Source organism: Comamonas thiooxydans, assembly GCF_000964545.1.
In the GTDB taxonomy this organism is placed as follows: Bacteria; Pseudomonadota; Gammaproteobacteria; order Burkholderiales; family Burkholderiaceae_C; genus Comamonas; species Comamonas thiooxydans.
This window is the reverse complement of sequence record NZ_BBVD01000008.1, coordinates 114,110-137,720: the sequence shown is the minus strand read 5'-3', so window position 1 is coordinate 137,720 and position 23,611 is coordinate 114,110. Positions and strand designations below refer to the sequence as shown.

The 23,611-nt window shown below is 51.4% G+C and carries 19 protein-coding genes and 1 tRNA gene; 19 read left to right on the top strand and 1 reads right to left on the bottom strand.

Annotated features, from left to right (window positions below; translation table 11 throughout):
• Positions 1 to 21: 21 nt before the first annotated feature.
• From Cth01_RS14025 to Cth01_RS14015, 3 genes are all read left to right on the top strand, one after another.
• The gene (locus tag Cth01_RS14025) at positions 22 to 342 is read left to right on the top strand and encodes a heavy metal-binding domain-containing protein (protein WP_003054127.1); all 321 of its coding nucleotides are present in this window, start codon (positions 22 to 24) and stop codon (positions 340 to 342) included.
• 123 nt (positions 343 to 465) lie between these two features.
• Positions 466 to 542: transfer RNA gene (locus tag Cth01_RS14020), tRNA-Gln, on the top strand.
• A 767-nt stretch (positions 543 to 1,309) separates the two neighbouring features.
• On the top strand, positions 1,310 to 1,777 hold the full coding sequence (locus Cth01_RS14015) for an Lrp/AsnC family transcriptional regulator (protein ID WP_003067511.1): 468 nt from the start codon (positions 1,310 to 1,312) through the stop codon (positions 1,775 to 1,777).
• 116 nt (positions 1,778 to 1,893) lie between these two features.
• On the opposite strand, the gene selD is transcribed toward Cth01_RS14015, so the two are convergent.
• Entirely contained in the window at positions 1,894 to 2,964 is a 1,071-nt protein-coding gene (gene selD / locus Cth01_RS14010; RefSeq protein WP_045839495.1) for a selenide, water dikinase SelD, read from the bottom strand.
• Positions 2,965 to 3,489: 525 nt separating this feature from the next.
• Here selD and Cth01_RS14005 point away from each other — a divergent pair.
• From Cth01_RS14005 to Cth01_RS13930, 16 genes are all read left to right on the top strand, one after another.
• Entirely contained in the window at positions 3,490 to 4,329 is an 840-nt protein-coding gene (locus tag Cth01_RS14005; RefSeq protein ID WP_233425173.1) for an ABC transporter permease, read from the top strand.
• Positions 4,326 to 4,997 carry an ABC transporter ATP-binding protein gene (locus tag Cth01_RS14000; RefSeq protein ID WP_045839494.1) on the top strand — a complete coding sequence of 224 codons (672 nt, stop codon included), beginning with the start codon at positions 4,326 to 4,328 and terminating at the stop codon, positions 4,995 to 4,997. Before Cth01_RS14005 ends, Cth01_RS14000 begins: the two co-directional genes overlap by 4 nt.
• On the top strand, positions 4,994 to 6,124 hold the full coding sequence (locus Cth01_RS13995) for a KpsE/RkpR family capsule polysaccharide export protein (RefSeq protein WP_045839493.1): 1,131 nt from the start codon (positions 4,994 to 4,996) through the stop codon (positions 6,122 to 6,124). The genes Cth01_RS14000 and Cth01_RS13995 overlap by 4 nt, the downstream gene beginning before the upstream one ends.
• A gap of 24 nt (positions 6,125 to 6,148) precedes the next feature.
• The gene (locus Cth01_RS13990) at positions 6,149 to 7,924 is read left to right on the top strand and encodes a polysaccharide biosynthesis/export family protein (RefSeq protein WP_045839492.1); all 1,776 of its coding nucleotides are present in this window, start codon (positions 6,149 to 6,151) and stop codon (positions 7,922 to 7,924) included.
• Between the two features lie 12 nt (positions 7,925 to 7,936).
• Entirely contained in the window at positions 7,937 to 10,576 is a 2,640-nt protein-coding gene (locus Cth01_RS13985) for a glycosyltransferase (protein ID WP_072248252.1), read from the top strand.
• 19 nt (positions 10,577 to 10,595) lie between these two features.
• Positions 10,596 to 11,969, top strand: coding sequence for a bifunctional cytidylyltransferase/SDR family oxidoreductase (locus Cth01_RS13980; RefSeq protein WP_045839491.1), 1,374 nt, complete (start codon positions 10,596 to 10,598; stop codon positions 11,967 to 11,969).
• An 85-nt stretch (positions 11,970 to 12,054) separates the two neighbouring features.
• Positions 12,055 to 12,681 (top strand): CDP-glycerol glycerophosphotransferase family protein, encoded by a 627-nt coding sequence (locus tag Cth01_RS13975; RefSeq protein WP_139032072.1) that lies wholly within the window; start codon positions 12,055 to 12,057, stop codon positions 12,679 to 12,681.
• Between the two features lie 133 nt (positions 12,682 to 12,814).
• Entirely contained in the window at positions 12,815 to 13,282 is a 468-nt protein-coding gene (locus Cth01_RS13970) for a hypothetical protein (protein WP_139032071.1), read from the top strand.
• Between the two features lie 222 nt (positions 13,283 to 13,504).
• The gene (locus tag Cth01_RS13965) at positions 13,505 to 15,601 is read left to right on the top strand and encodes a capsule polysaccharide biogenesis protein (protein WP_052703325.1); all 2,097 of its coding nucleotides are present in this window, start codon (positions 13,505 to 13,507) and stop codon (positions 15,599 to 15,601) included.
• 159 nt (positions 15,602 to 15,760) lie between these two features.
• Positions 15,761 to 17,197, top strand: a complete 1,437-nt coding sequence (locus Cth01_RS13960) for a capsule polysaccharide biogenesis protein (RefSeq protein ID WP_052703323.1) — start codon at positions 15,761 to 15,763, stop codon at positions 17,195 to 17,197.
• Between the two features lie 36 nt (positions 17,198 to 17,233).
• Entirely contained in the window at positions 17,234 to 18,544 is a 1,311-nt protein-coding gene (locus Cth01_RS13955) for a hypothetical protein (protein ID WP_045839490.1), read from the top strand.
• The gene (locus Cth01_RS13950; protein WP_045839489.1) at positions 18,541 to 19,926 is read left to right on the top strand and encodes a cytochrome P450; all 1,386 of its coding nucleotides are present in this window, start codon (positions 18,541 to 18,543) and stop codon (positions 19,924 to 19,926) included. The genes Cth01_RS13955 and Cth01_RS13950 overlap by 4 nt, the downstream gene beginning before the upstream one ends.
• Positions 19,923 to 20,270 (top strand): hypothetical protein, encoded by a 348-nt coding sequence (locus tag Cth01_RS13945; RefSeq protein ID WP_003067549.1) that lies wholly within the window; start codon positions 19,923 to 19,925, stop codon positions 20,268 to 20,270. The genes Cth01_RS13950 and Cth01_RS13945 overlap by 4 nt, the downstream gene beginning before the upstream one ends.
• A 174-nt stretch (positions 20,271 to 20,444) precedes the next feature.
• The gene (locus tag Cth01_RS13940) at positions 20,445 to 20,948 is read left to right on the top strand and encodes a hypothetical protein (protein ID WP_055477387.1); all 504 of its coding nucleotides are present in this window, start codon (positions 20,445 to 20,447) and stop codon (positions 20,946 to 20,948) included.
• A 389-nt stretch (positions 20,949 to 21,337) separates the two neighbouring features.
• Positions 21,338 to 22,030: a substrate-binding domain-containing protein gene (locus Cth01_RS13935; protein ID WP_082085667.1), complete on the top strand. Its 693-nt coding sequence runs from the start codon at positions 21,338 to 21,340 to the stop codon at positions 22,028 to 22,030.
• Positions 22,031 to 22,191: 161 nt separating this feature from the next.
• Positions 22,192 to 23,589, top strand: coding sequence for an MFS transporter (locus Cth01_RS13930; protein WP_034408249.1), 1,398 nt, complete (start codon positions 22,192 to 22,194; stop codon positions 23,587 to 23,589).
• The last annotated feature ends 22 nt before the right edge of the window (positions 23,590 to 23,611 follow it).

The following is a 23,611-nucleotide window of genomic DNA, read 5'->3' as shown; positions in this document are numbered from 1 at the left end:
TGATTTTTAAGAAAGCAAAGCATGATCGTCACAACCACTCCCTCCATCGAAGGCAAACGCATCACCCGCTATTGCGGCGTGGTGGCGGGCGAGGCCATTCTGGGCGCCAATGTGTTCAAGGACTTCTTTGCCGGAATTCGCGATATCGTGGGCGGGCGTTCTGGAACCTACGAACGCGAGCTGCAAAGAGCGCGTGAAATTGCCCTCAAGGAACTGGAGCAACGCGCCGCCGAGGCGGGTGCCAATGCGGTGGTTGGCGTGGACCTTGACTTCGAGGTGCTGGGTCAGGGCAATGGCATGCTCATGGTCTCGGCCAGCGGCACGGCTGTCGTCGTGGAATAGGCAGCCAGCGACTGAGCTGGCTTGACGCCAGGAAGGCTGCAAACCTATTCCATGTGCAATTGCACATTTTTGGACTACTTCGAAATTTATAGCGAAAAGTCGTTGTAGAATTCGTTCCATCGTAGGGGAGTCGCCAAGCTGGTTAAGGCACTGGATTTTGATTCCAGCATGCGAAGGTTCGAATCCTTCCTCCCCTGCCAAAATCCCAAACCCTGCTCATTGCAATGAGCAGGGTTTTTTGTTTGTGAGCTTGGAAAGCATGCAAGCGAGCCCAAAGCTTTCAGTCATGCGCGATTGGGGCACTCGGGTATGCGCTATCGCGCGTCCAGCCTTGCTGGCAGCAAAAGGCGCAGTTGTCGGTGATTGGGGGCTGCTTGCAGCCTGGTGGGCTCAGGCATTGCTGAAAGCGACGCACCAGGCCAAGGGATAACCTAGGGTAAGCACTTACCTTTTGCAGATATTTGCGGAAAACCAGCCAAACTTACCGAGTGTTTTCGCCGTATCGTCGGTGGCATCGATGAGCGCGGGAAAACAACCATTAGACTCTTCGCTCTTTTGTGTCGCTGTTACTCGGTGAGCGCACTTGGGTCCTTGTGAACGAGCTTGACCGCTCGCCCACGACAGAGGCCTGGTCTCGGCCGGAGTCACTCTGACGTACCGCAGTGCGCCCTTGCCATGGTCACAAGCGCAGGCAAGTGCAGATATGTTGATATATCTTGCCTGATTGAAACAAATGTATACATATTTGCCATCTGAAAAGACAAGCTCACTACCAGGCTGGGTTAGCTGACACAATGATTGGCTGTTAGGTGTCGCTGAGGTTCGCTCTACGCGTATGACTGAGGGCGAACAGCAACAGAAGTCGCGCGGCGTAATGCACGGCTGCAGGTGGTGGCAGAGAGTTCTTGGGGTTTGTGTTTAACGCAGCGTTTGCGTAAGTGCACGGCAAGATTTGGATAGACAAGGTATGGAATATCGACTGGATGAAACGGACCGCCAGCTGCTGCGCCTGCTGCAGACCAACGCGCGTGCCTCGACCGCGCATTTGGCTCGGCAGATGAATCTGGCTCGGACCACGGTGGTCGCTCGCATCGCCAAGCTGGAGCAGGAGGGCGTGATCGCCGGCTATGGCGTTCGCCTTGGCTCGCGCATGGAGCAATCTGCCGTGCGCGCCTATTGCGGTATCCGTGTTCAGCCCAAGACAGCAACTTCGGTGATGCAGGCGCTCAACCGCTTCACCGAGGTGGAAGAGGTGTCGGCCGTCAGCGGACAGTACGACTACATGGTGTTTGTGCGCTGCGAGAGCAATGAGAAACTGGATGCGCTGCTCGACCGTATCGGTCTGATCGACGGCATCCAGCAGACCTATACCTCGGTGGTGCTGAGCCGCAAGATCGACCGCCGCACCACGGCCGAGGTTGTGGGAGAGGCTTAGAAGCCCAGAGTCATAATCTGACGCTCATATGCAAAACGCCCGGTTTGAGCCGGGCGTTTTGCATTCTGTGGTGGAAGGAGAGCAGGGCTGCGCTCCTTCTCGACTGCCTGGTGCGCTCAGTCCACAAAGACCTTGGGCGCGCCTGCCTCCATGCGGCCAATCACTGCAGCATCGCCAAAGCCGCTGTCGGCAAAGACCTTGAGCACCTGCTGGACAGCATCCGCCGCACAGGAAACAAGCAGGCCGCCAGAGGTCTGAGGGTCGGTCAGCAGCGCTTTCTGGGCGTCTGTCACGGTCGATGCCAACTGGATGTGCTCACCATAGGATGCCCAGTTGCGCCCCGATGCGCCCGTGAAAATGCCTTGCTCTGCAAGCGCCTGAACACCGGGCAGCACGGGTAGCTTGGCGCTTTCAATGCGTGCGCTGAGCTGGGCACCACGGGCCAGCTCCAGGCCGTGGCCCAGCAGGCCAAAACCGGTCACGTCGGTCAGCGCGTGCACGCCGTCAAGCTTGGCAAGCTCGGCGCCGGGGCGGTTGAGCTTGGTGGTTGCATCCACCATGGCACGGTAGCCTGCATCGTCCAGCAGATTCTTCTTGAGCGCCGCCGAGAGAATGCCCACGCCCAGGGGCTTGCCCAGAATCAGCACATCGCCGTCCTTGGCATCGGCATTGCGCTTCATCTGCTTGGGGTTGACGATACCGATGCCGACCAGGCCGTAGATGGGCTCCACCGAATCAATCGAGTGGCCGCCCGCCAGAGGAATGCCTGCATCGCGGCAGACCGATTCACCGCCTTCCAGAATCTTGGCAATCACATCGTGTGGCAGCACATTGATGGGCATGCCCACAATGGCCAGCGCCATCAGCGGCGTGCCGCCCATGGCGTAGATATCGGACAGCGCATTGGTGGCGGCAATGCGGCCAAAGTCATAAGGGTCGTCGACGATGGGCATGAAAAAGTCCGTCGTCGCCACGATGGCCTGCTCGTCATTGATCTTGTAAACGGCCGCGTCGTCTGCGGTCTCTGTGCCTACCAGCAGGTCGGGAAAAAACTGCTTGGGCAGATTGCTTTTGGCCAGCAGCTCCGACAGCACGCCGGGTGCAATCTTGCAGCCGCAGCCGCCGCCGTGGGAGAGAGAGGTCAGGCGCGGGGTCGCGGGGGAGGCGGTTTCTTGAGTGGTGTTCATGTCAATCCAGACGGCAAGCAGCACTTATGTTGCTGCGGTAGTGATAGAGATGCTTGTGCTCTGCCGGAAGTTCATCCCGGATGCACAGTAGGCTCTCATTATTGACTGTCTGGGGTGTTGGACTGCAGTCTATTGTCGATTCTCTGGGGGATGTGCTTGGAGAGGCATCAAGATGGCTCCGCTGTGTACCTGGCGTTGCGGAATATTGTTTTTGAATACTCAATAACTAAAGTTTTTAATGGCCAGACTCCAGGGATTTAGGCTTTGTAATTCTTGAATGATATTTCTCGAAATCGGTGTGAGAGATGAATGGCATATTCATGCGATAACGTACCCCGCAGATTGAAAAAATTTCAGTTAACTACCTTTAACATTGAAATAATTAAATAGTTAAAATAAATCAACCTGATCTTATCAATAGATTATTTGTAATGTAATTGAATGTGTTATAGGCGTGGTTGTAAGCTGTAATAAGGTTTTGCTTATGTTTTCATTTATAATTTTTCGATTGGATTTCAGTGCGTCTTGAGTCCAAAGGAACGAGGATTTATTTTGGACTCAGCCCCGCCTTCTGGTGAAATCACAGCACCACGTAGTTCACTTTCCGTTACTTTTGCGGTCTGGAGCGCACTTTTCCTGCGCGAAGCCGTTGCCCGCCTGAGCGCCACGCGCGGAGCCTGGGTGCTCATCGTGCTGGAGCCGGTGTTGCATACCTGCTTCATGTTGCTGCTGTACACCGTTTTGCGTGCACGCTCTGTGGCTGGCGCAGATGTTGCCGTCTGGCTGGTCTTGGGCTTGACTGGCTACTTCACAGTGCAAAACGTCTTTCAGCGTGCCATGGGGGCGGTCGATGCAAACAAGGCCTTGTTTGCTTATCGTCAGGTTCGACCCATAGACACAGTGATCGTGCGAGCTGCGCTTGAGACGTTGCTTGGAGTCGTTATTTTGCTGGTCTTGCTAGGAGGCCTGGCTTTTTTTGGTCACTCCTTTGTTCCTGATGCTCCAATGGAAACCATTCTTTCCTGGGCCGGGCTGATGCTTTGCGCATTAGGGGTTGGTCTGGTTCTTTCCGTGCTCAGTGACTTGGTTCCTGAAGCGGGAAATCTGACGGTATTCCTTTTCAGACCTTTGTATTTTTTATCGGGGGCAATATTTCCATTGTCTGCTATTCCGATTCAATACAGAGAGTGGGCATTTTTAAATCCATTTGCACATGGACTGGAACTGCTGAGAAGCAGTTTTTTTCCTGTTTATCATGCAGCTCCTGAGGCGAACTTTGAATATCTTTTTGGATTTGCTGCTGTCTCCATATTTTTCGGCCTAGCACTGCAGGTGCGTTTTGCTCAAAAGCTGAGGGCGCAATGATTATTGTGGATGACGTGCATAAGCGATACCAGACCCCGCACGGAGCAGGGCGCTGGATACTCAAAGGTGTCAATCTAGTAATTCCTGCCAATGTCAGCGTAGGCTTGGTAGGACGCAATGGTGCGGGAAAGTCAACTTTGCTCAACTTGATTGGCGGCGTGGACACACCCACACGTGGCATTGTGGAACGGCGTAGCCGGGTTTCCTGGCCTATGGGCTATGGTGGAGGCTTGCAAGGCTCTTTGACTGGGCGGCAGAACGCCAAGTTTGTCTGCCGCTTACATGGCTTTGGCGACGCACAGGCCATGGCGGACAGGATTGACTATATTGAAGAATTTGCAGAATTGGGCTCATCATTTGATGAGCCCGTTCGTACTTATTCTTCGGGCATGAAATCGCGTTTGCAGTTCGGATTATCTCTGGCATTTGATTTTGATGTGTATATATCTGATGAGGCCACTTCAGCTGGCGATGCCTCGTTTAGAAAAAAAGCATCTGATGCTTTCAAGCGTATTGCGGATCGCTCCGGGCTCATAATGGTTTCGCACAGTGATGGTACTTTGCGCGAGTTCTGTCAGGCAGGTATCTGGTTGCATGAAGGCCAAGCCCATTGGTTCGACAGCATCGAAGATGCTATGAAAAACTATAAAGACAGTATTTCCACATGAATGATTTTCAAAAAAAAGAACGCCTCAAAGTCTATTGCAAAGCAATCTGGCGCATGAAGGCGCTGGCCATTGCATTATGTGTATCAGTATTGGCGATTATCTACTGGGGTTTTATCGCGTCTGATCGCTATGTTTCCGAAGCCCGCGTTCTGATTCAGCGTACTGACATGGCAGCTTCGCAGGCTATGGATTTCAGCTCGCTCTTGGCTGGCGGCGATGGAATATCACGTGCAGACCAGATGTTGCTGCGCGATAGACTGCTCTCTGTCGATATGCTGCTGCAACTGGATAAGGATCTGAATCTACGCGAGCATTACAGCAGCCACGATCACGACGTGCTTTCGCGCATGTTCTTCCATGATGCGTCTCTGGAGTTTTTTCATAGGCATTTTCTCTCGCGCATCAGTGTGGAATATGACGAATATGCTGGTGTGCTGGTCATTCAGGCTCAGGCTTATGACGCTGAAATGGCCCGGAAGATCACCAGCGCACTGGTACATGAGGGCGAGCGTTATATGAATACGTTGGGCCACCAACTGGCGCAGGAGCAGGTGAACTTTCTGGAAAAGCAGGTCAAGGAACGTAGTGAGCATGCGCTGAACGCGCGCCAACGTGTGCTGGCCTTTCAGAATGCCAAGGGGCTAATTTCTCCCCAGTCCGCGGCCGAAAATCTGGCCGGCGTAGTCAACAAACTGGATGAGCAGTTGACCGAGCTTAGCGCGCGCAAGACAGCGTTGCTGGGCTATCTTGCTCCTACAGCCCCTGCGGTTGTGGAAGTCGATCTGCAGATTCAGGCCGTGGAAAAGCAGATCAAGACGGAAAAAGCCCGTTTGACCAGCGCTAAAGGGCAGTCGCTGAACAAGACTGTAGAAGAGTACCAGCGTCTGGAACTGGAGGCTCAGTTTCAGCAGGATGCTTACAAAAGTGCTTTGGTCGCACTGGAAAAAGGCCGCGTGGAAGCAACACGTACCTTGAAAAAAGTGCTGGTACTGCAAAGCCCATCGATGCCTGAATACCCTCTACGTCCCCGCCGACTCTATAACATTGCCACCTTTATTCTTGGTGCTTTGCTGCTGGCAGGGTTGGTGCAATTGCTGGCTTCTATCGTGCGCGACCACCGCGATTGATTTTTGAATTTTTCGAGTTTTATCATGCAACGTTTTATCGCGCGTACCTGTATCAGTTCGGCAGTCGCGGTGCTGCTGACTGGTTTGGTACCGGCTCAGGCACAGGTCTCTAAAGCTGGCTCAAGTAAGGATGCATCAGCATCCGGTACTGATCCTTTCCAGATCAATCAGGCGCTGGGATTGACCCCTTCTAGCGGAGCTTCCAGCGACGCTTCGGCAAGCCGCGCAACTTCTACAGTTCCCATGCAGGCCCCTGTGTTGCCGCAAGCTCCACAGACCGCTGATTACACGGCCAATCTCAATAGCGATGTTTTTGGCGCGAACCTGTTTACCGGCAACTTTGCACGTGCCGGTGCGACGCAGTTCAACCCCGATTATCTGGTTACGGTAGGCGACCGCATTCATTTGCGGTTGTGGGGTGGCTTTACCTTTGACAGCGTGGCCGCTGTTGACCCACAGGGCAATATCTTCCTACCTCAGGTCGGGCCCATCAAGGTGCTGGGCATTGCCAACAAGAATCTTCAGCAACAGGTAGAGGCAGCAGTACGCCGTGTATTCCGCGCCAATGTTTACAGCTATGCCAGCCTGGCTGCAGCCCAGCCGGTGCGTATCTTTGTGGGCGGCAATGTCATGCGTCCGGGCCTCTACAACGGCACCAGCATGGACAGCTTGCTTAACTACCTGGACCAGGCGGGTGGCATTGACCCTGAGCGCGGCAGCTTTTTGACTGTGCAGGTCAAGCGCGGCAGCACCGTGCGTGCCACCTTCAATCTCTATGACTTTCTGCTCAAAGGCCAGTTGCCGCTGCTGCAACTCAATGATGGAGATGTGATATTTGTCCCCCCCATTGCCAACCGGGTACGCGTTTCGGGTCTTGTGAACAATGCCAAGCGCTTCGAATTTGCCCAAGGCTCGGAAACCGTGGCTCAGTTGATGCAACTGGCCAAGCCCCAAGCGCAGGCAACCCATGTGCGTATTGCACGCAATACCGGCACAGTTAAAAACACGGAGTACTACCCGCTGCAGGAGGCCAATGCATTGGTATTGCAAAACGGCGATGAGCTGGAATTCACTGCAGACAAAAAGCCCGGCACCATTACCGTGCGCGTCGAAGGCGAGCATATGAACTCGCAGGAATATGTGCTGCCCTATGGCACTCGTCTGGGCTCTCTGATGCAAAACATTCAGACCTCGACAGACGCCGAGCCTGAAAGCATTCAACTCTTTCGCCAGAGTGTGAAAGATCGCCAGAAGGAAATGCTGGCGACCAGCTTGCGCAGCCTCGAAACGGCACTGCTCACAGCACGCAGTGGTAGTGTCGATGAAGCCCGTTTGCGTCAAGAGGAAGCAAATCTTGCCTTGCAATGGGTGGAGCGTGCCAAGAAGGTTGAGCCCACAGGCCAGGTACAGATTGCACAGGCAGCACAGCGTGACAATATGTTGCTGGAAAACGGCGATGTCATTCGCATACCGCGCAAGGACGGTTTGGTGCTGGTCAGTGGGGAGGTACTCTTTCCGAATGCCGTGGCATTTGATGGCTCTTTGAGCCTCAAGCAATATATTGACCGTGCTGGAGGATTTACCCAATCCGCAGATAACGCCCGCGTAGTGGTTGCCCATCGTGATGGTGCTTTCGAGCAGGTCGATACCAGCAAGCTGTTTGCAGATGCATCTATCAAGGCTGGTGATCAGATTCTGGTTTTACCCAAAATGGATGAGAAAAAGCGCCAATTCTGGAAGGATATGACGCAGATAATGTATCAGATCGCGATTAGTGCAAAAGTGGTTTTAGGACTATAAATATTTACTTAAATGAAAAAACTCAAAAAACTCAAAAAGATTAAGAATAAATACGACTTTAGTATTATTGTTCCTGCTTTTAATGCTGCCAATTCTATTGCAAATACAATTGAAAGTTTTTCTGAGCAAAATTATGATAATAAAAGGTATGAATTAATTTTAGTTAATGACGGATCTAAAGATAATACGCTTAATGTTCTTTATGATTTGAAATCAAGATTTAATGAATTGAATATTAATATTATTGATAAATCTAATGGAGGGGTTTCTTCTGCAAGAAATGCAGGAATAAAAAAATCCGAAGGAAAATATCTAATATTTTTAGATGCTGATGATTCATTAGGCGTCGATACTTTAAAAAATATATTTATCTTTTTTGAAAAAAACCATGATGAAATAGATGTTGCGACTTATGACTTGGTTTATAAAAAATCAGGTAAAAAACACTATCGATCTGATTTTTTCAAGGAAAGTTGTATTGTTGATTCAAGTGATATTCGTGGAATTACTTTAACTACCATTAATTTCTGTATAAAGAATAGATTTTCATTAAATGAGTATTTTAATGAAAATCTATTCATGCATGAGGATGAGGAGTATGCAGCTAGATTGATTCTAAAAAAAGGAAAGTTTGGATATGTAAAAGGAGCTGAGTATTTTTATGATAATAGGAATAATCTTTCTGCAACTGCAACCAAACTAAATCCCTATCACTCATTCGATAAGTCGATGGGGATGTATGAAAATCTTTGTAGACTGTATAGCAAAGATGGTAAAGTTGATAGATATATACAGAATTTGATAATTAATGATTTTTCCTGGAAGATTCGCTCAAACGTTTTATTAAACGTAGATTCTGATAGCGTTAAATTTAATCGTGACATAAAAAGAGTATCATCTCTGATAGATATTTTGGATGATGAATTAATTCTTAATCATCCTAATACTGATAAATATCATAAACATTATTTTCTCTCTCTTAAAAAGAAGAGGCCTACCATTGTGAAAAATGGAGAGAGAATTTTATTAAATTTAAGTGATGATTCTCAAATTCATGTAAAAGAAAACAATATATATATATCTGATATTAAATTTTCAAAAAATAATATCGTATTGAGTGGTTTTCTAAAAAACTACATCTCAAATTATATAGAGAGAGGTGAAATTGGTTTATATTATAGTGATGGATTTGATTTTAAGAAAATAAAAACAAAATTCACATATTATAGTTATCATCGTAGCAAACTAAAAACCAATGATTTTAATGGATTTGAGTTGCACTTGGATCCGAAAATATTTTTGAATAAAGAAATAAGATTTTTCACTTCATTTAAGGATAGTGTTTATCCTATTAGAAGCTTTTCTTTTGCTCCTGATAGTAATTTTGGGAGAAATTTATGTAAATTCTCCAATGAATATTGTATATATTTTGATAAAGAGAAATCTGCATTCATAGTTAAAAAAGGCTTTGAAAGATTGAAGCTGCTTTCTTCTGATCTGACTTCGAGAATAAATAAAAATCCTGGTAAATCTATTTTGGCAATGTTCGCCAAATCTTATTCATATTCAAAAATATGGATTTACTGTGATAGAGATGGATTATTTGATAATTCTTTTTATCAATTTAAAGATGATTTAAAGAGAAACGATTCTATTAAGAGATATTACATCTGCCATAATGAATTAGACATGGAGAAAGTTGTTGCTCAAGGTATTCCTCGGCGAAATATCTTGAGGAGCAAGTCCTTGCAGCATAAGGTGGCGTTTCTTAAAAGTGAATATGTTTTTACATCTTTTGTAGATGATTCATTTTATCTTCCTTTTGGGAGAAAGAATTACTATAATAATTACTCTAACAAATTTAGTCCAAAAATAATATATATGCAGCATGGTGTTTTACATGCACATACTATTCACTATGCAAAAGAGTTTTTGGGTATAGATAAAATTGTAATTTCTACAAAAATAGAAAGAGAATTGTATTTGAAATTAGGATTTTCCGAGGATCAGCTACTTCCTTTTGGGATGCCTAGACTCTCAAGTAATGAGAAGAATGTTTTTCACTTGGGAAAGATTAGAAAAATTATCTACCTGCCATCTTGGAGATCATACTTGGCAGCTCGCTCTGAAAATAATACTTGGTCTTTTGATAAGGCTAAGATGAGTAGAAGTAATTTTTGGCTGGGTATCTCGGACTTGTTAAAAGATAATTTTGTAAATTTTCTTAAGAGCAAAGATGCCTTATTAGATATTGGGCTTCATCCAATATTTCGAGGTGCAGAAAAAGAATTTATAGAAAATGATAGGGTTAAGTTTGTCGAGAGCTTTAATATAAATGATTATGACCTGGTGGTTACGGATTTTTCCTCTGTAATATACGATGCTGTATATTTGGGTAAGCCAATAATGTATTACTGTCCTGATTATGACGAAATCAATGGCGGACTGAATTTGTATAGCAAAATATCAACTCCAATGGAAAATGGATTTGGGTTGTTTTCAAGAAATATTAATGAGCTTAGTAAATCTTTAAAATTGTACTTTGATGATGCGGATGGTGTTTCCAAAAAATTCTCGAAAAAATATGAGGAATGCTTTTATGATTTCTCATCATCGAGTGACTTGATTTATAAAAAAATCTCTATTAATTGATTAATGAAGTGAGCGATAAATGAAAGCAATTGCTGTTATTTTGTCTGGCGGATCTGGTTCTCGTTTTGGAGGGGCTTTACCAAAGCAGTTTACCAAGCTTGCAGGTAAGGCTATTATCGAATACACAGTAGATGTATTTGAAAAATCGGAGCATATTGACGAAATTTTAATTGTTTCCCAAGCTCCTCATATTGAGAGGACTTGGGAGATTATTAAAAAGAATGGCTGGAAGAAGGTTACAAAAGTAGTATCCGGTGGCAAAGAGCGCTTTGACTCGACTTATTCTGCATTACAGGCTCTGAAAGAATATGAGAAAAATTCTCAGGTGCTATTTCATGATGCTGTGCGCCCTTTGATAAGCCAGGCAATTATTCGAGACTCTCTCAAAGCCCTTGAAAATTTCGAAGCGGTTGATGTTGTTATTCCATCAGCAGACACATTGGTGGAAGTATATGATGATGGCTGTATTGCAAATATTCCGAACCGAGCAATGATGCGTAGAGGACAGACTCCTCAAGGCTTTTTGCTGGGAACAATTCAAGAGGCATACCAAAAGGCAATCGATGCGAATCGATACGTTTTTACATGTGATTGTGGAGTAGTTCGCTCCATGTTGCCTCATGTTCGTGTAGCGACTGTGGAAGGAAGCGAGCGCAACTTAAAGGTCACGCAGCCTGTGGATCTCTTCATCGCAGAAAAGCTTCTGCAAGCAGGCAGCAAGGGTGATTATCTTGAAGGAGATAGTCTGGCGTCTTTGAATGGAAAGAATATTGTCATTTTTGGTGGCTCAAGTGGCATTGGCTTGGAAATGAAGAACCTTGCAATGCTTAACGGTGCCAAAGTTGAGGTCGCCAGCCGAAGTGCCAATGGCATTGATATTCGTGATCTGGACTCTGTGAAAAGTTACCTTGAAGCAGCTAACAAGTCTATGGGCGGGATTGATTATGTTGTTAATACAGCGGGCTTGCTAATTAAGAAGCCAATTGACACCTTGTCGATTGAAGAAATTACAGATCTTATTAATATCAATTACACGGGTGCTGTAAATGTGGCAATTGCAGCTAAGAAATATTTGGTGAAAAACGCAGGTATGTTGTTAAATTTCACCTCTAGCTCTTACACCCGTGGACGGGCATACTATGCTCTTTACTCTTCTACGAATGCCGCAATTGTCAACTTCACGCAGGCTCTAGCAGAAGAATGGGAGAGTGATGGTGTGCGAGTAAACTGCATCAATCCCGAACGTACAGCAACACCGATGCGAACTGCTAATTTTGGCGTGGAACCTTCGGGACTTCTGCTAGATGCGAAAGATGTTGCATCTACAAGCCTTCGTGTTTTGTCATCAGATCATACGGGTATTATTGTGGACGTTCGTAAAGACGGACGTTAAGTTAATTAGCTGAATTGATAAAATTCGTATGGTGACGTGGTTAATACGAATCCATACGATATTTTTTTCGCCCTTGAGAGTCGTTATGCTTCGAATAATTAAAACGCTATTAAAGTTTATAGACTTGAAATGGGGAACGGGGAAAAATAAACCTGAAGAATTTTCGGGATATTCATTGATTTTTATTGACAATAAATTTGAAAATTTCTTTGAGCAAATTGAAATTTTTTTTAATTCAGGTTTTTTAAATAAGAAAAAAACAATTCTCGTAGTTAAATTTTATAAAAATAATTACTATAAAATTTTTGAAAATGCCAATAGGCTAGGAATAAGAGTTGTTTTTTATTTATTTTATAGACAAATACCAGTTTTGGATGGAAAAATTATTTTCTATCCATACAACTCTCAATCTAATTGCCGATTAATATTGAATCGTAATGCTCGTCATGTTTTTTTAACACATGGCGAAAGCAATAAGAAGGCGAGTATTAATAGAATGGTTCGTTTGTATGACCATGTGCTAGCGGCAGGTGATTTTTCTCGTCAGCGCTATTTGGAAAGTGAGATATTCACGTCTCATGATATCGAGGCTGGGCGGGTTATTAGGGTTGGAGCCGCTCTGAGTGCCCAGTGCTTTGAGTACTTGTCTTTTAATGCAACGCAGCCATGTATAGCTTATATGCCGACTTGGGAAGGGGGGGCTGGAAGATGAGAATTTTTCCAGTATCGCAATACCGAAGGTAGTGGATATATTATGTGGTATTTTAAATTATTTTAAGATAAATTGTATTCTTATAAAATGCCATCCGAACACAGGTGGTCGAATTAAATCGTATAAAGATGCATTGGCTGTTATTTCTCGAAAGTTGCTAAGCAGGGGGGTTGATGTTCATGTTGATCCCTCATCAATGCACTATTTAGATGGATATAGTAGTATTCGAACCGCTATAAAGTCGGGTGATGAGAATCTGAAGATAAGGTTTGGCGTTGTAGATATATCCGCGGCAGAATTTATGCTTGCTGCAAAGAAAATACCCACTGTGGTACTTTTGCGTAAAAAAGAAAAATGCTTCGCTCCATTGGATTATTGGCGTATTAGAGAAAAAGCAATTATTAATTTGGATGATGGTTCAAGTGTAGAGGGGGCTATTGATTACCTGAATTCTTCAGACAGTATAGACGAATTTATTCTAAATTCATTCAGTTTAGAAAATAATCTAAAAGAAGAGAATGCACAAAGAATTGGAGAGATTCTAATTGATCGATGGCATAATGAAATGCAAGAAAACAACTTAATACTTGAAAAATCTTAAATTAGTAACCTTCCATATCTTTCTCAAGGCCTTTTATAAGATTAAAAGATATATAAATTATAATAAATAAGATCATACTTAAGAGAATTAATATTTTTTCCATTTATTTCCTTAAATTTACTTATTGTATGAACCTCTTGTGTCAGTATTATTAAGGTTTTTTTAGAATCTATTTTCGATTATTTGTTATTTAAAAATAAATCTAATGAGTCTTTTGACGTGATGGAGAAAATTGGCGTAATTTCTCGGGGAATCTATAGAATTCCCTTCCTTGCAGCTTTAGTTGGCATGCCTTTGGTGAAGTTGCCGGCGCGGCAATACATAAGCGTCAATGCAATTGTTGGCTGGGGTTTGCGTCCCAGTACCAAAAAGGCCCTGGCATATGCCGCTCAGCATGCACTACCGTATGTGGCGCTGGAGGATGGCTTTCTGCGCTCCTTTGGCACAGGCGAGCATTTCCCGCCGCTGTCGCTGGTGGTTGATGAAGAAGGCATCTACTACGACTGCACACGACCCAGTGCGTTGGAGCAACTGCTGAGCAGCGATGCCGATGTGCTGGCACCAGATGCCGCGCTGGTGCGGCTGGCCCGCGAGAAGCTGCTTTCAGCGGGCCTCAGCAAATACAACCATGCACCGGATCTGCCCGCAGGCGTATTGCGCGCTGATGATGTTCAGCGGGTTCTGGTGGTGGACCAGACGGCTGGGGATATGAGTGTGGCAAAGGGTGGGGCGGATGCCGCTACGTTTGAAGCCATGCTGGCGGCAGCGCTGGACGAAAATCCGCAGGCCACTGTCTATGTCAAGACCCATCCCGAGGTGACTTCGGGCCGCAAGAGTGGTTATCTGACGGGCGTGCAGCCCGATGCCCGTACGGTGGTGTTGCGTGATGCGGTCAACCCGATGAGCCTGATTGCTCAGATGGACAAGGTCTATGTGGTCAGCTCGACCATGGGCTTTGAAGCCTTGCTTGCCAGCAAGCCGGTGGTCTGCTTTGGTGTGCCCTGGTATGCGGGCTGGGGCGTGACGGATGATCGCCAGCCGCAGCATCCAGCCATGGGGCGCCGGGCCGGCCGCAGGCGCTCGGTGGACGAATTGTTTGCCGCTGGCTATATGCATTACAGCCGCTATCTGAACCCTGAGACTCGGCAGCGCGGCAATGTACTGGATGTGTTGGACTGGCTGCAGCGACAGCGCCAGGTGGCCCAGCGCTTTGGTGGGCGCATGATTGTGGTGGGCTTTCGGCGCTGGAAGGCCGCGAACGTGAAGGCCATGCTGTCACTGCATCCCGGCAAGGTGGTCTTTGTCAAGAATGCCGCTGCAGCCAGGGCTTTGCGGCCTGCTGGAGACGATTGTCTGGTCTGCTGGGGTCGGGTGCCGCCAAAGGGTGTGCAGGAGTTGGCTGATGAATCAGGCGTGCGCCTGCTTCGCATGGAGGATGGCTTTGTGCGCTCCGTGGGGCTGGGTTCCGACCTGATCCCGCCGCAGTCCTTTGTGCTGGATGCCAAGGGCATTTATTTCGATCCGGGCCAGCCTTCGGAGCTGGAGGATCTGCTCAATACCCGGGCATTCACGGCGCAGGACCTGGAGCGTGCGCGCAATGTGCGCGCCTTCATCGTCGAGCACGGCATCACCAAGTACAACCTGGAGCCCAATCGCCCGGTGGACTGGTTCAGCGATGAACATCCGCAGGCCGGTCGCAAGGTGGTGCTGGTGCCGGGTCAGGTGGAGGACGATGCTTCCATTCGCTTTGGCTGCGATGCAGAGGGTGTTTGCACGAATCTGGGTCTGCTCCAGGCTGCACGCTCTGCATTTCCCGATGCTTTCATTGTTTTCAAGCCGCACCCTGATGTGAGCAGCGGCAATCGCAAGGGGCGTGTCGAGCCGGCTCAGGCTTTGCTGTATGCCGACCACATGGAGCAAGGCGCGTCAGTGGTGAGCTGTATTGAGGCCTGCGATGTGGTGGTGACCATGACCTCGTTGACAGGCTTTGATGCCTTGCTGCGCAACAAGCAAGTGGTGGTGCACGGGCGGCCGTTCTACGCTGGTTGGGGCCTCACGCAGGACTGTCTGCCCGTGCCGCGCCGCAGCCGCTCGCTGTCTCTGGACGAGCTGGTTGCCGGGGCGCTGCTGCACTATCCCTTGTACTGGGATCCGGTGCTCAGAGGCTACACAAGCTGCGAAGCGGTGCTCAGGCGTTTGCTTGAGCAACGTACCGCCCTGGAGGAGTCGGGCAGTTTGCAGGGCCTGAAGTCCGGCTGGTTGCGGCGGCAATGGCGCAAATCCAAGGTATTGCTTCAGTCGATTTTGTCGGATTGGTGATACTTACCTTTTTTTGCATTTATTTTTCATCGATTTGTCACGATCGTGCAGACATGTGAACGTGTTTCGCTCGGTGAAACCCCCTAAAATACAAGGGTCATGCTTCATGACACCTCCATAAAGATACCAAGCGGCATGACAGCCCGCAGTTCCTAACGCATGAAGAACAAGAGTGGATTTGCGTCTAAACGTGTTTTGTTGCTACAAGGCCCGGTAGGGCCTTTTTTCTGGAACCTGGCCAAGGACTTGCGCTCGGTAGGGGCGACTGTTTTCAAGTTCAACTTCAATGCAGGGGATTGGCTGTTCTATCCGCGCAAGGCCCATTCGTTTAAGGGGGAGTTGGCACAGTGGCCCGAGGTTCTGGAGGCCTTCATCATCAGGCACCGGATTGATGCGGTGCTGCTGTTCGGCGATTGCCGGCCTGTGCATGCGTGCGTGCGCTCCATGACGGAGCGTCTGGGTTGTGCCTTCGGCGTGTTTGAAGAAGGCTATCTGCGGCCCGACCACATCACCTTTGAGCCCATGGGCGTGAATGGGCATTCTCATTTTGAAAAGAGACTGGCCATATGGCTTAAGCAGAGGGCGCAGCAAGAGACTGCGCCACAGCGCTCTCATCCGAATGGACCGATGACGGAGTCATGGAAGAAGGTCGGGAATTCATTCTGGCATTCGGCCATGTGGGGCATGCTGTATTTCTTTGCTGCCTGGCTGGGGCAGTGGTTCTGGAATAACTCCCTGCATCACAGAAGCATGACCGTGCGGGATGCGCCTTGGTGGTGGCTGAGTTATCTGCGTAAATTCTGGTATCGCCGCACGGAAAAGGAAATCGAAGAGCGGCTGCTCGGCGATTTGCGCAAGAAATTCTTCCTGGCTCCGTTGCAGGTATATAACGATGCCCAGATCGTGGTTCACTCGAACTATGATTTCGTGACGGATTTCATCAATCACGTTTTGCATTCATTTTCCAGGGCACAGGCGCTGGAGCGCATGAACGGTGTGCCTGAAGGTGGAAAGTCGATTGCGAATGACGTGGTGGTGTTCAAGCACCACCCCATGGACCGGGGGCACCGGAACTACGCCAATATCATCAGTCTGTTGGCAAGGCGCCATGGTTTGCAGGGCAAGGTCTTATATATCCATGACCAGCATCTGCCATCGTTGCTCAAGAATGCCAAGGGGGTGGTGCTGGTCAATAGTACGACTGGTCTTTCCGCATTGGGGCATGGTGCCCCTGTCAAGGTTTGCGGCAATGCCTTGTATGACCTGGAAGGCTTGACCTTTCAGGGCAAGATGCGGGATTTCTGGTTTCGGGCTCATCAGGCCATTCCTGATCAGGATATGCTCTCGCGCTTTCGCAGGGCCTTGATAGAGTGCACGCAGATCAATGGCAGCTTCTATCGCCGGCTTTCGGCGGTCTCATGGCGTTGCGGGGCCGCGCTGGACGGACAGATGGCCCAGCGCCTGTGGGGAGGCGGTTCGTCGGTGGATCCCTTGCTTTGGCCCGAAGAGGCTGTGGAGCCAGTATTCGTTGCCCGACAGGAAAATCAGGAAAATGCCATGCCTTCTATGTTGCAGGGGGTGGCCTCTGTCGAATAAGCCATGGTATGGAAGGATTCCGTTTTCCGGAGTGCAATGACTAGCAGAGAAAAGAATATCTCATTCGAGTCTTCCGGGAAGACAAGCGATTGCGAGCGCCTGGTGATCTTCATGGGTGGCTTCGACCCCCGTGGGGCAAGGCATTATCACCAGTTGATGCGCGCGGAATCGCAAAAGCAGCCGTCTGTTTCCGAGGATAGAAAATACGCGATTGGCGGCAGAGAGAAGTGGAATGAGGGCGAGGCCGCGCAAGAAAAATCACTGCATTCTCGATGGCGGGTTTCTCAGGCGGGGTCCGAAAATACTGCATCTGCCGATTTTGTTTTCTTTGACTGGCATGATCAGGTTCGTCTTCATTGGCCCCAGAGTCGGGCGGAAGTCTTTCGCCAGGCCCTGGGAACCTATATTGCTGTCTGGAATTTGAGGCAGTGGCTGAAACCTGTGCGAGAGCAGGCGCGCTTTACTTTGTGGGCGCTGATGTACCCGCTGTTTTATGTGCTGCTGGTGCTGCTGGCCGGAATCGGCATGGGATCCTTGCTCGTTAATCTATGGGACGGTTTGCCGAAAGCGGGCGCATTCGCACTGATGCTTGCGGTGCTTGCTGCCGTTTGCTGGGGCGGCTTTGTGCTGGACCGGTATCTGCATATCAGCTGGCTTTTGAGAATTTTGAACTTTGCCCATGCCAGTTCCGGGAAAACATTCCCCGTGCTGGATGCGCGTATCGAGGCGATGGCCGCCGAGGTGGCGCAGGCCATGCAGCAGCAGCGTTGGCGCGAGGTGGTCGTGGTCGGCTTCAGTGTCGGCAGTGTGCAGGCTCTGAAGCTGACTCAGGCGCTTCGCCGTAAGCTGGCTGAAGATCCGTTATCCTCACACGCTTCTCGCAAGCCGCTGGTGAGCTTGGTCACCCTGGGCAATTGCATTCCGTTGTTTGCGCTGTTTCCCGGCGCTGGCGCGTTGCGGCAAACCTTGCGTGAGGTCGCCATGGACGACGCGGTGTACTGGGCCGATATTTCTTCTCCCAGCGATAGCGTGTGTTTCGGCATGTGCGATGTGGTGGGGCTGTCGTTGCGCGAAGATGGGCGCAAGGATGGGGCCCCGTCCGTCAACTCCGTTGCTGATTCCAGCAAGCGCCGGCCGCAGTGGGGATTCAATCCGCAGGCGATATGCTCCCCGCGCTTTCACAAGCTGTTTTTGCCGACAACCTACCGTTGGTTGCGCAGGAACAAGATGCGCATGCATTTTCAGTATCTGATGGCCGGCGAAGTTGCCGGTGCCTATGATTATTTCGAGTTGCTCACCAGCGCCGGTCCGATGCGTGACTACATAGAGAGGAAATTGGTGCGATGAGTCGTTTCTGTCCCGTTTATCCCAAGCCCCACCCCGAACAGACATCGAAGCTGCGCATGTTCTGGCATGCGCGGCGCTCCTGGATGGACGCCCTGTTCGAGCGCAGCTACAGCATGCAGATGGGTGAGGTTCATCTGCCCGGCGTGGATCTCTACATGCTCAATGACATCAAAGAGGTCAAGAGAGTCATGCAGAGCGAGGCGCAGCAGTTTCCCAAAAGCCATCTGCTGCATGAATCGCTGGAGCCTTTGCTGGGAGACAGCATCTTCACGACCAATGGCGAGCAGTGGCAGCGTCAGCGCACCATGATGAACCCCGCGTTTGCCCAGGCGCGCGTGAACGTCGCTTTCCCGCGCATGCTGGGAGCCGCGCAATCCATGCTGGAGCGCCTGGATGCCGTGGAGGAGGCACAGCCGTACGACATCGAGATCGAGATGACCCATGTCACGGCCGACATCATTTTCCGCACGATTTTCTCCAAGCCCATGCAGGGGCCGGATGCGCATCGCATCTTCGAGGCATTTGCCCGCTATCAGTCACTGGCGCCCAAGCTCATGCTGCCAGCGCTGTTCGGTGCTCGCTGGTTGACCATGCCCTGGTATCGCTGGCAGAGCAACCAGGCGGCCAGGGAGATTCGTGGCTTGCTGCACGCCATGATCAAGCCGCGCTATGAAGCGCATCTGAAGGGCGATGCCGAGGAGCAGGAGGATATTCTTGCCGCCTTCATGCAGGCCAAGGATCCGAACACAGGCGAGCCTTTTAACGAGGAAGAGCTGGTCAATCAGGTCGCCATGCTGTTTCTGGCAGGGCATGAAACTTCGGCCAGCGCGCTGACCTGGGCCAGCTATCTTCTGGCCCAGTCACCCGACATACAGCAGCGTGCCTACGAGCAAGTGGTGGAAGTGGTTGGCGATCGTCTGCCGCAGCAGGCGGACATGAAGAGCTTCTCTCAGGTCTGGAATATCTTTCGGGAGACCTTGCGATTGTTTCCCCCTGTGGGCTTCTTCGCCCGGGAGAATGTTCAGTCCTGCCCTATCAGGGGCAAGCAGCTGAAGGAGCGCAGCACGGTGGTGGTGGCGCCCTGGCTGCTGCAGCGCCACCGAAAATGGTGGAAGAACCCCGATGCCTTCGACCCGGATCGCTTTGACCGTGAGGAGGACAAGGAAGCCATCAAACACGCCTACATGCCTTTCAGCATGGGTCCGCGCGTCTGCCTGGGAGCTGCATTTGCCTTGCAGGAGGCGGTCTTGATTCTGGCCTGCCTGCTGCAGCGCTATGAAATCCTGCCGGCGGCAGGCCATGTGCCGCAGCCTGTGGGGCGGCTGACGATTCGCTCCGAAAATGGCGTACGCATCAATTTGCGCAAGAGAGAGGCTGCATGAAGGAGCGCCTGGCAGGTTTTGCGCTGATGTGTGCAGTCGTTCCGCTGGCGGTCGTGGGCTGGCTGATTCTTTGCTGGGTCGGCCTGTTCGGCAAGACGGAGCGGGGCAGGGCCGGAGTGCGGGCGCTGGACCATTTTGTCAATGCGGCAGTGCTCAATGGCTATGCCTGGGAAAGCGTGTCATCGCATGCCTGGCGCGAGCGCGAGAACAAGCGCTGGGCGCGTTGGGTCATCCGGATCACCGACCACTTCCAGAAGGATCACTGCATGCGTGCCAACAAGCGCGAGCAGCCCGTGGTGGACCTGATTCTGAAAAAAGGTCTGCAGGGCCAGACGATCAGGTGACAGGGCTGTCAGGCCATTCAGCCCATGAGCCGGATGAGCTCATTACGCCTCATTACGCTTCATGCCAGGTCCAGGTCAGCGAGATTCGGCTCTGGTGCGTTAAGGACTGAAGCGTTTCCGGGACGAAGCGCGATCTCGCCGGCCCACGGTGATCTATATCGAGCATGGAGACATATGTCCAATCGCACTTCACTCATCCGCAGCCTGGCAGCCTTGGCGCTGGTTTGCGCAGCGGGTGCCGCCCAGGCGCAGGCCTATATCAGCGGCTCCATCTCAGGGCAGCTGGCGCCCGGGGTTTACGGTCAGGTCAATATCGGTAATGCACCGCCGCCGCTGCTGTATGCCCAGCCGATGTGGGGCGGCCCGGTAGTGCCGCAGGTGCAGCCCATCTATATGTGGGTGCCGCCCGGCCATTCGCGCAACTGGCGCCGCTACTGCGGCCGCTACCACGCCTGCGGCCAGCCGGTCTATTTCCTGCGCAATCCGCCACCCCATTGGCGCGCTGCGCCGCCGCGCCACCATCACCACGAGCGACGCGACTGGCATGACGACCGCCGGGACCATAGGCACTGGGACAGAGACGATCGCCGCGATCGACGTGACTGGGATAGGCATGATCGCGATGACCGGGGGCGTGGTCATGGTCACGGGCGTGGGCATGGACGCCATGACGACTGAATTAGGGGTTAACCATTAAATTCACTGTTGCTTATGCGCAGCAATGAAGGCTGATTGCTATTAAAAAAATAGCAATCAGCCTTTTATTTTTATTGGCTTCATGCTTTGTTTGTAGGTATTTATACGTGTTATGAGCAAGCACTTTGCTATGCCTTTGCGGCATAGCTGCTAGCAGAGGGCTTGCCTAGTGGGAGGGCGCGGGGCTGCCGACAATAGTCTCATTCGTTTTGACTAGATGGTTGCCCTGATGCAAGCCCTGTTGAGCGCTTCGTCCTGCCGGTGCAGTCTGCCCGCAGCGTGACGGGAGTGGCTTGAAAGGCCTCGATGGCCGGGACGCGGCATTCGAGATTGCGGGGCAGCCATGGCATCCACTTCAGGAGTCTTCCGGCATGAGCGCAGCACTCAAAGGCATTTCTTCCATGGCAACCCGCCAGGTCCTCGCGGATCTGGTTGCAGCCTGGCAGGAGCAGGGCTGCGAGCCGGTGCAGATCGAATCCGTGGGCGGTGTGGATGCCGCGCAGCGTGTGCAGTCCGGTGAAGAGGCTTTTGATGTGGTCTTCCTGGCCTCCAACGCCATCGACAAGCTGCAGGCCGCCGGCCGTGTGGTTGCAGGCAGCAAGGTGGACTTGGTGCTCTCCAGTACTGCCGTGGCCGTGCCCGCTGCTGCGGAGCAGCCTGATATCGGTTCTGAAGAGGCGGTGCGTGCTGCCGTGCTGGCCGCGCCCAGCATTGGCTATTCCACCGGCCCCAGCGGTGTGGCACTGCAAAAGCTGTTCGAGCGCTGGGGCATTGCCGACGAGATCAAGTCCCGCATCGTGCAGGCCAGGCCCGGTGTACCTGTGGGCTCCATGATTGCTTCGGGCGAAGTGGCGCTGGGCTTTCAGCAACTGAGCGAGCTGATCCATGTCGCGGGCATACAGATCGTGGGCGGCCTGCCTGCAGCGATTGCCATCGACACGGTGTTTTCTGCCGGCGTTGTGACGGGCTCGGCACATGCGGATGCCGTGCAGCGTCTGCTGGCCTTCATGGCTTCGCCTGAAGCCGAAGCGGCCAAGCGCCGCCAGGGCATGGAGCCCGCTTGAATTGATTCGTGTCCAGGCGGGGGCCTGGCACTGACACCCCATCCAGCAAAAGGGCAGTCATAGCCCTTTCGTGACGGACGTACCAGATGCCTTTGAGGCTTTGGCGCCAGCCGCGAGACAGGAGATAGAGGCGACAAAGAGAGGCAACTGAGATTCCAAATATGACTTCGCAAACTAGCAAACAGAGCACCGGCCCGGCGGTCGTCAACGTGCAGACCGTGCTCAACGAGAGCCCGTTTTCACGCTTCCAGTGGGGGATTTTCTTCCTCTGTTTTTTGATTGTTCTGCTCGACGGTTTTGATACCGCCGCCATCGGCTTCATCGCTCCTTCGCTGCTCGGCGAATGGGGCATCGACAAGTCCCATCTGGGCCCGGTGCTGAGCGCGGCCCTGTTCGGCCTGGCGTTCGGCGCGCTGGGCGCGGGCCCGCTGGCGGACCGCGTGGGCCGCAAGACCGTGCTGATCATCGCTTCGGTGGTGATGGGCGGTGCATCGATTGCTTCCGGTCTGGTGCACGATCTGCAAGGCCTGACCATCTGGCGCTTCATCACCGGCCTGGGTCTTGGCGCGGCCATGCCCAACGCCATCACGCTGATGAACGAATACTGCCCTGACAGCAAGCGTTCCTTCATCACCAACTGCATGTTCTGCGGCTTCCCCATCGGCTCGGCCTTCGGCGGCTTTATCGCGGCCTGGATGATTCCGCATTTCGGCTGGCGCAGCCTGCTGATCGTGGGCGGCGTGGTGCCCCTGATCCTGGCCGTGCTGATGATCGTGATGCTGCCCGAGTCGGTGCGTTTCATGGTGCTCAAGAACTACTCGGCCGACCGCGTGCGCAAGGTGATGGTGCGCATCGCCGCCGGCACCCGCAATGCAGCGCGTTTTGTGCTGAACGACGGCGGCGAGGCGGCTGCCCAGGCACAGCAAGGTCCTCAGGGCCTGCGTCTGGTGTTCTCGCAGAAATATCTGGTCGGCACGCTGGCCCTGTGGGTGACGTATTTCATGGGCCTGGTGATCGTCTATGGCCTGGTCAACTGGATGCCTGTGCTGTTCAAGGAAGCAGGCGTACCCGCCAGCCAGGCGGCCGTGATTGCCGCGTTGTTCCAGCTCGGCGGCGTGGGCGCGATCTTCGTCGGTTTGCTGATGGACCGCTGGAATGCCAATCTGATCATCGCGACGGGCTACTTCCTGACCAGCCTGGGCGTGGCCTTCATCGGCCAGGTGCTCGGCGGCGGCGTGGGCATGCTGGTGGCTTCGGTATTCATTGCCGGTTTGCTGATGAATGCGGCACAGTCGTCCATGCAGGCGCTGGCTGCCGAGTACTACCCCACGGAATGCCGCGCCAGTGGCGTGTCCTGGATGCTGGGCATAGGCCGCTTTGGCGGCATTGCAGGCTCTTTCCTGGTGGCCGAGCTGTCGCGCCGTCACCTGGAGCTGCCGCAGGTCTTCATGGTGGTTGCCATTCCCGGTGTCATCGCCGCGCTGGCGCTGCTGGTCAAGAACCGCTATGCCGGCGGCGCACCGCGCACCTCCATGCTGGGCCTGGGCGGCGCGCACTGAACTTTTTGATTGACGAATTATT

What these genes read in the sequence shown, in the direction of transcription:
- Cth01_RS14025 (WP_003054127.1), top strand. Translation starts at nt 22, where the DNA reads ATGATCGTCACAACCACTCCCTCCATCGAAGGCAAACGCATCACCCGC.
- Cth01_RS13955 (WP_045839490.1), top strand. Translation starts at nt 17,234, where the DNA reads ATGACTAGCAGAGAAAAGAATATCTCATTCGAGTCTTCCGGGAAGACA.
- Cth01_RS13935 (WP_082085667.1), top strand. Translation starts at nt 21,338, where the DNA reads ATGAGCGCAGCACTCAAAGGCATTTCTTCCATGGCAACCCGCCAGGTC.
- Cth01_RS14000 (WP_045839494.1), top strand. Translation starts at nt 4,326, where the DNA reads ATGATTATTGTGGATGACGTGCATAAGCGATACCAGACCCCGCACGGA.
- Cth01_RS13965 (WP_052703325.1), top strand. Translation starts at nt 13,505, where the DNA reads ATGGAGAAAATTGGCGTAATTTCTCGGGGAATCTATAGAATTCCCTTC.
- Cth01_RS14015 (WP_003067511.1), top strand. Translation starts at nt 1,310, where the DNA reads ATGGAATATCGACTGGATGAAACGGACCGCCAGCTGCTGCGCCTGCTG.
- Cth01_RS13950 (WP_045839489.1), top strand. Translation starts at nt 18,541, where the DNA reads ATGAGTCGTTTCTGTCCCGTTTATCCCAAGCCCCACCCCGAACAGACA.
- Cth01_RS13960 (WP_052703323.1), top strand. Translation starts at nt 15,761, where the DNA reads ATGAAGAACAAGAGTGGATTTGCGTCTAAACGTGTTTTGTTGCTACAA.
- Cth01_RS13980 (WP_045839491.1), top strand. Translation starts at nt 10,596, where the DNA reads ATGAAAGCAATTGCTGTTATTTTGTCTGGCGGATCTGGTTCTCGTTTT.
- Cth01_RS13975 (WP_139032072.1), top strand. Translation starts at nt 12,055, where the DNA reads ATGCTTCGAATAATTAAAACGCTATTAAAGTTTATAGACTTGAAATGG.
- Cth01_RS13985 (WP_072248252.1), top strand. Translation starts at nt 7,937, where the DNA reads ATGAAAAAACTCAAAAAACTCAAAAAGATTAAGAATAAATACGACTTT.
- Cth01_RS13940 (WP_055477387.1), top strand. Translation starts at nt 20,445, where the DNA reads ATGTCCAATCGCACTTCACTCATCCGCAGCCTGGCAGCCTTGGCGCTG.
- Cth01_RS13995 (WP_045839493.1), top strand. Translation starts at nt 4,994, where the DNA reads ATGAATGATTTTCAAAAAAAAGAACGCCTCAAAGTCTATTGCAAAGCA.
- Cth01_RS13990 (WP_045839492.1), top strand. Translation starts at nt 6,149, where the DNA reads ATGCAACGTTTTATCGCGCGTACCTGTATCAGTTCGGCAGTCGCGGTG.
- selD (WP_045839495.1), bottom strand. Translation starts at nt 2,964, where the DNA reads ATGAACACCACTCAAGAAACCGCCTCCCCCGCGACCCCGCGCCTGACC.
- Cth01_RS13930 (WP_034408249.1), top strand. Translation starts at nt 22,192, where the DNA reads ATGACTTCGCAAACTAGCAAACAGAGCACCGGCCCGGCGGTCGTCAAC.
- Cth01_RS13945 (WP_003067549.1), top strand. Translation starts at nt 19,923, where the DNA reads ATGAAGGAGCGCCTGGCAGGTTTTGCGCTGATGTGTGCAGTCGTTCCG.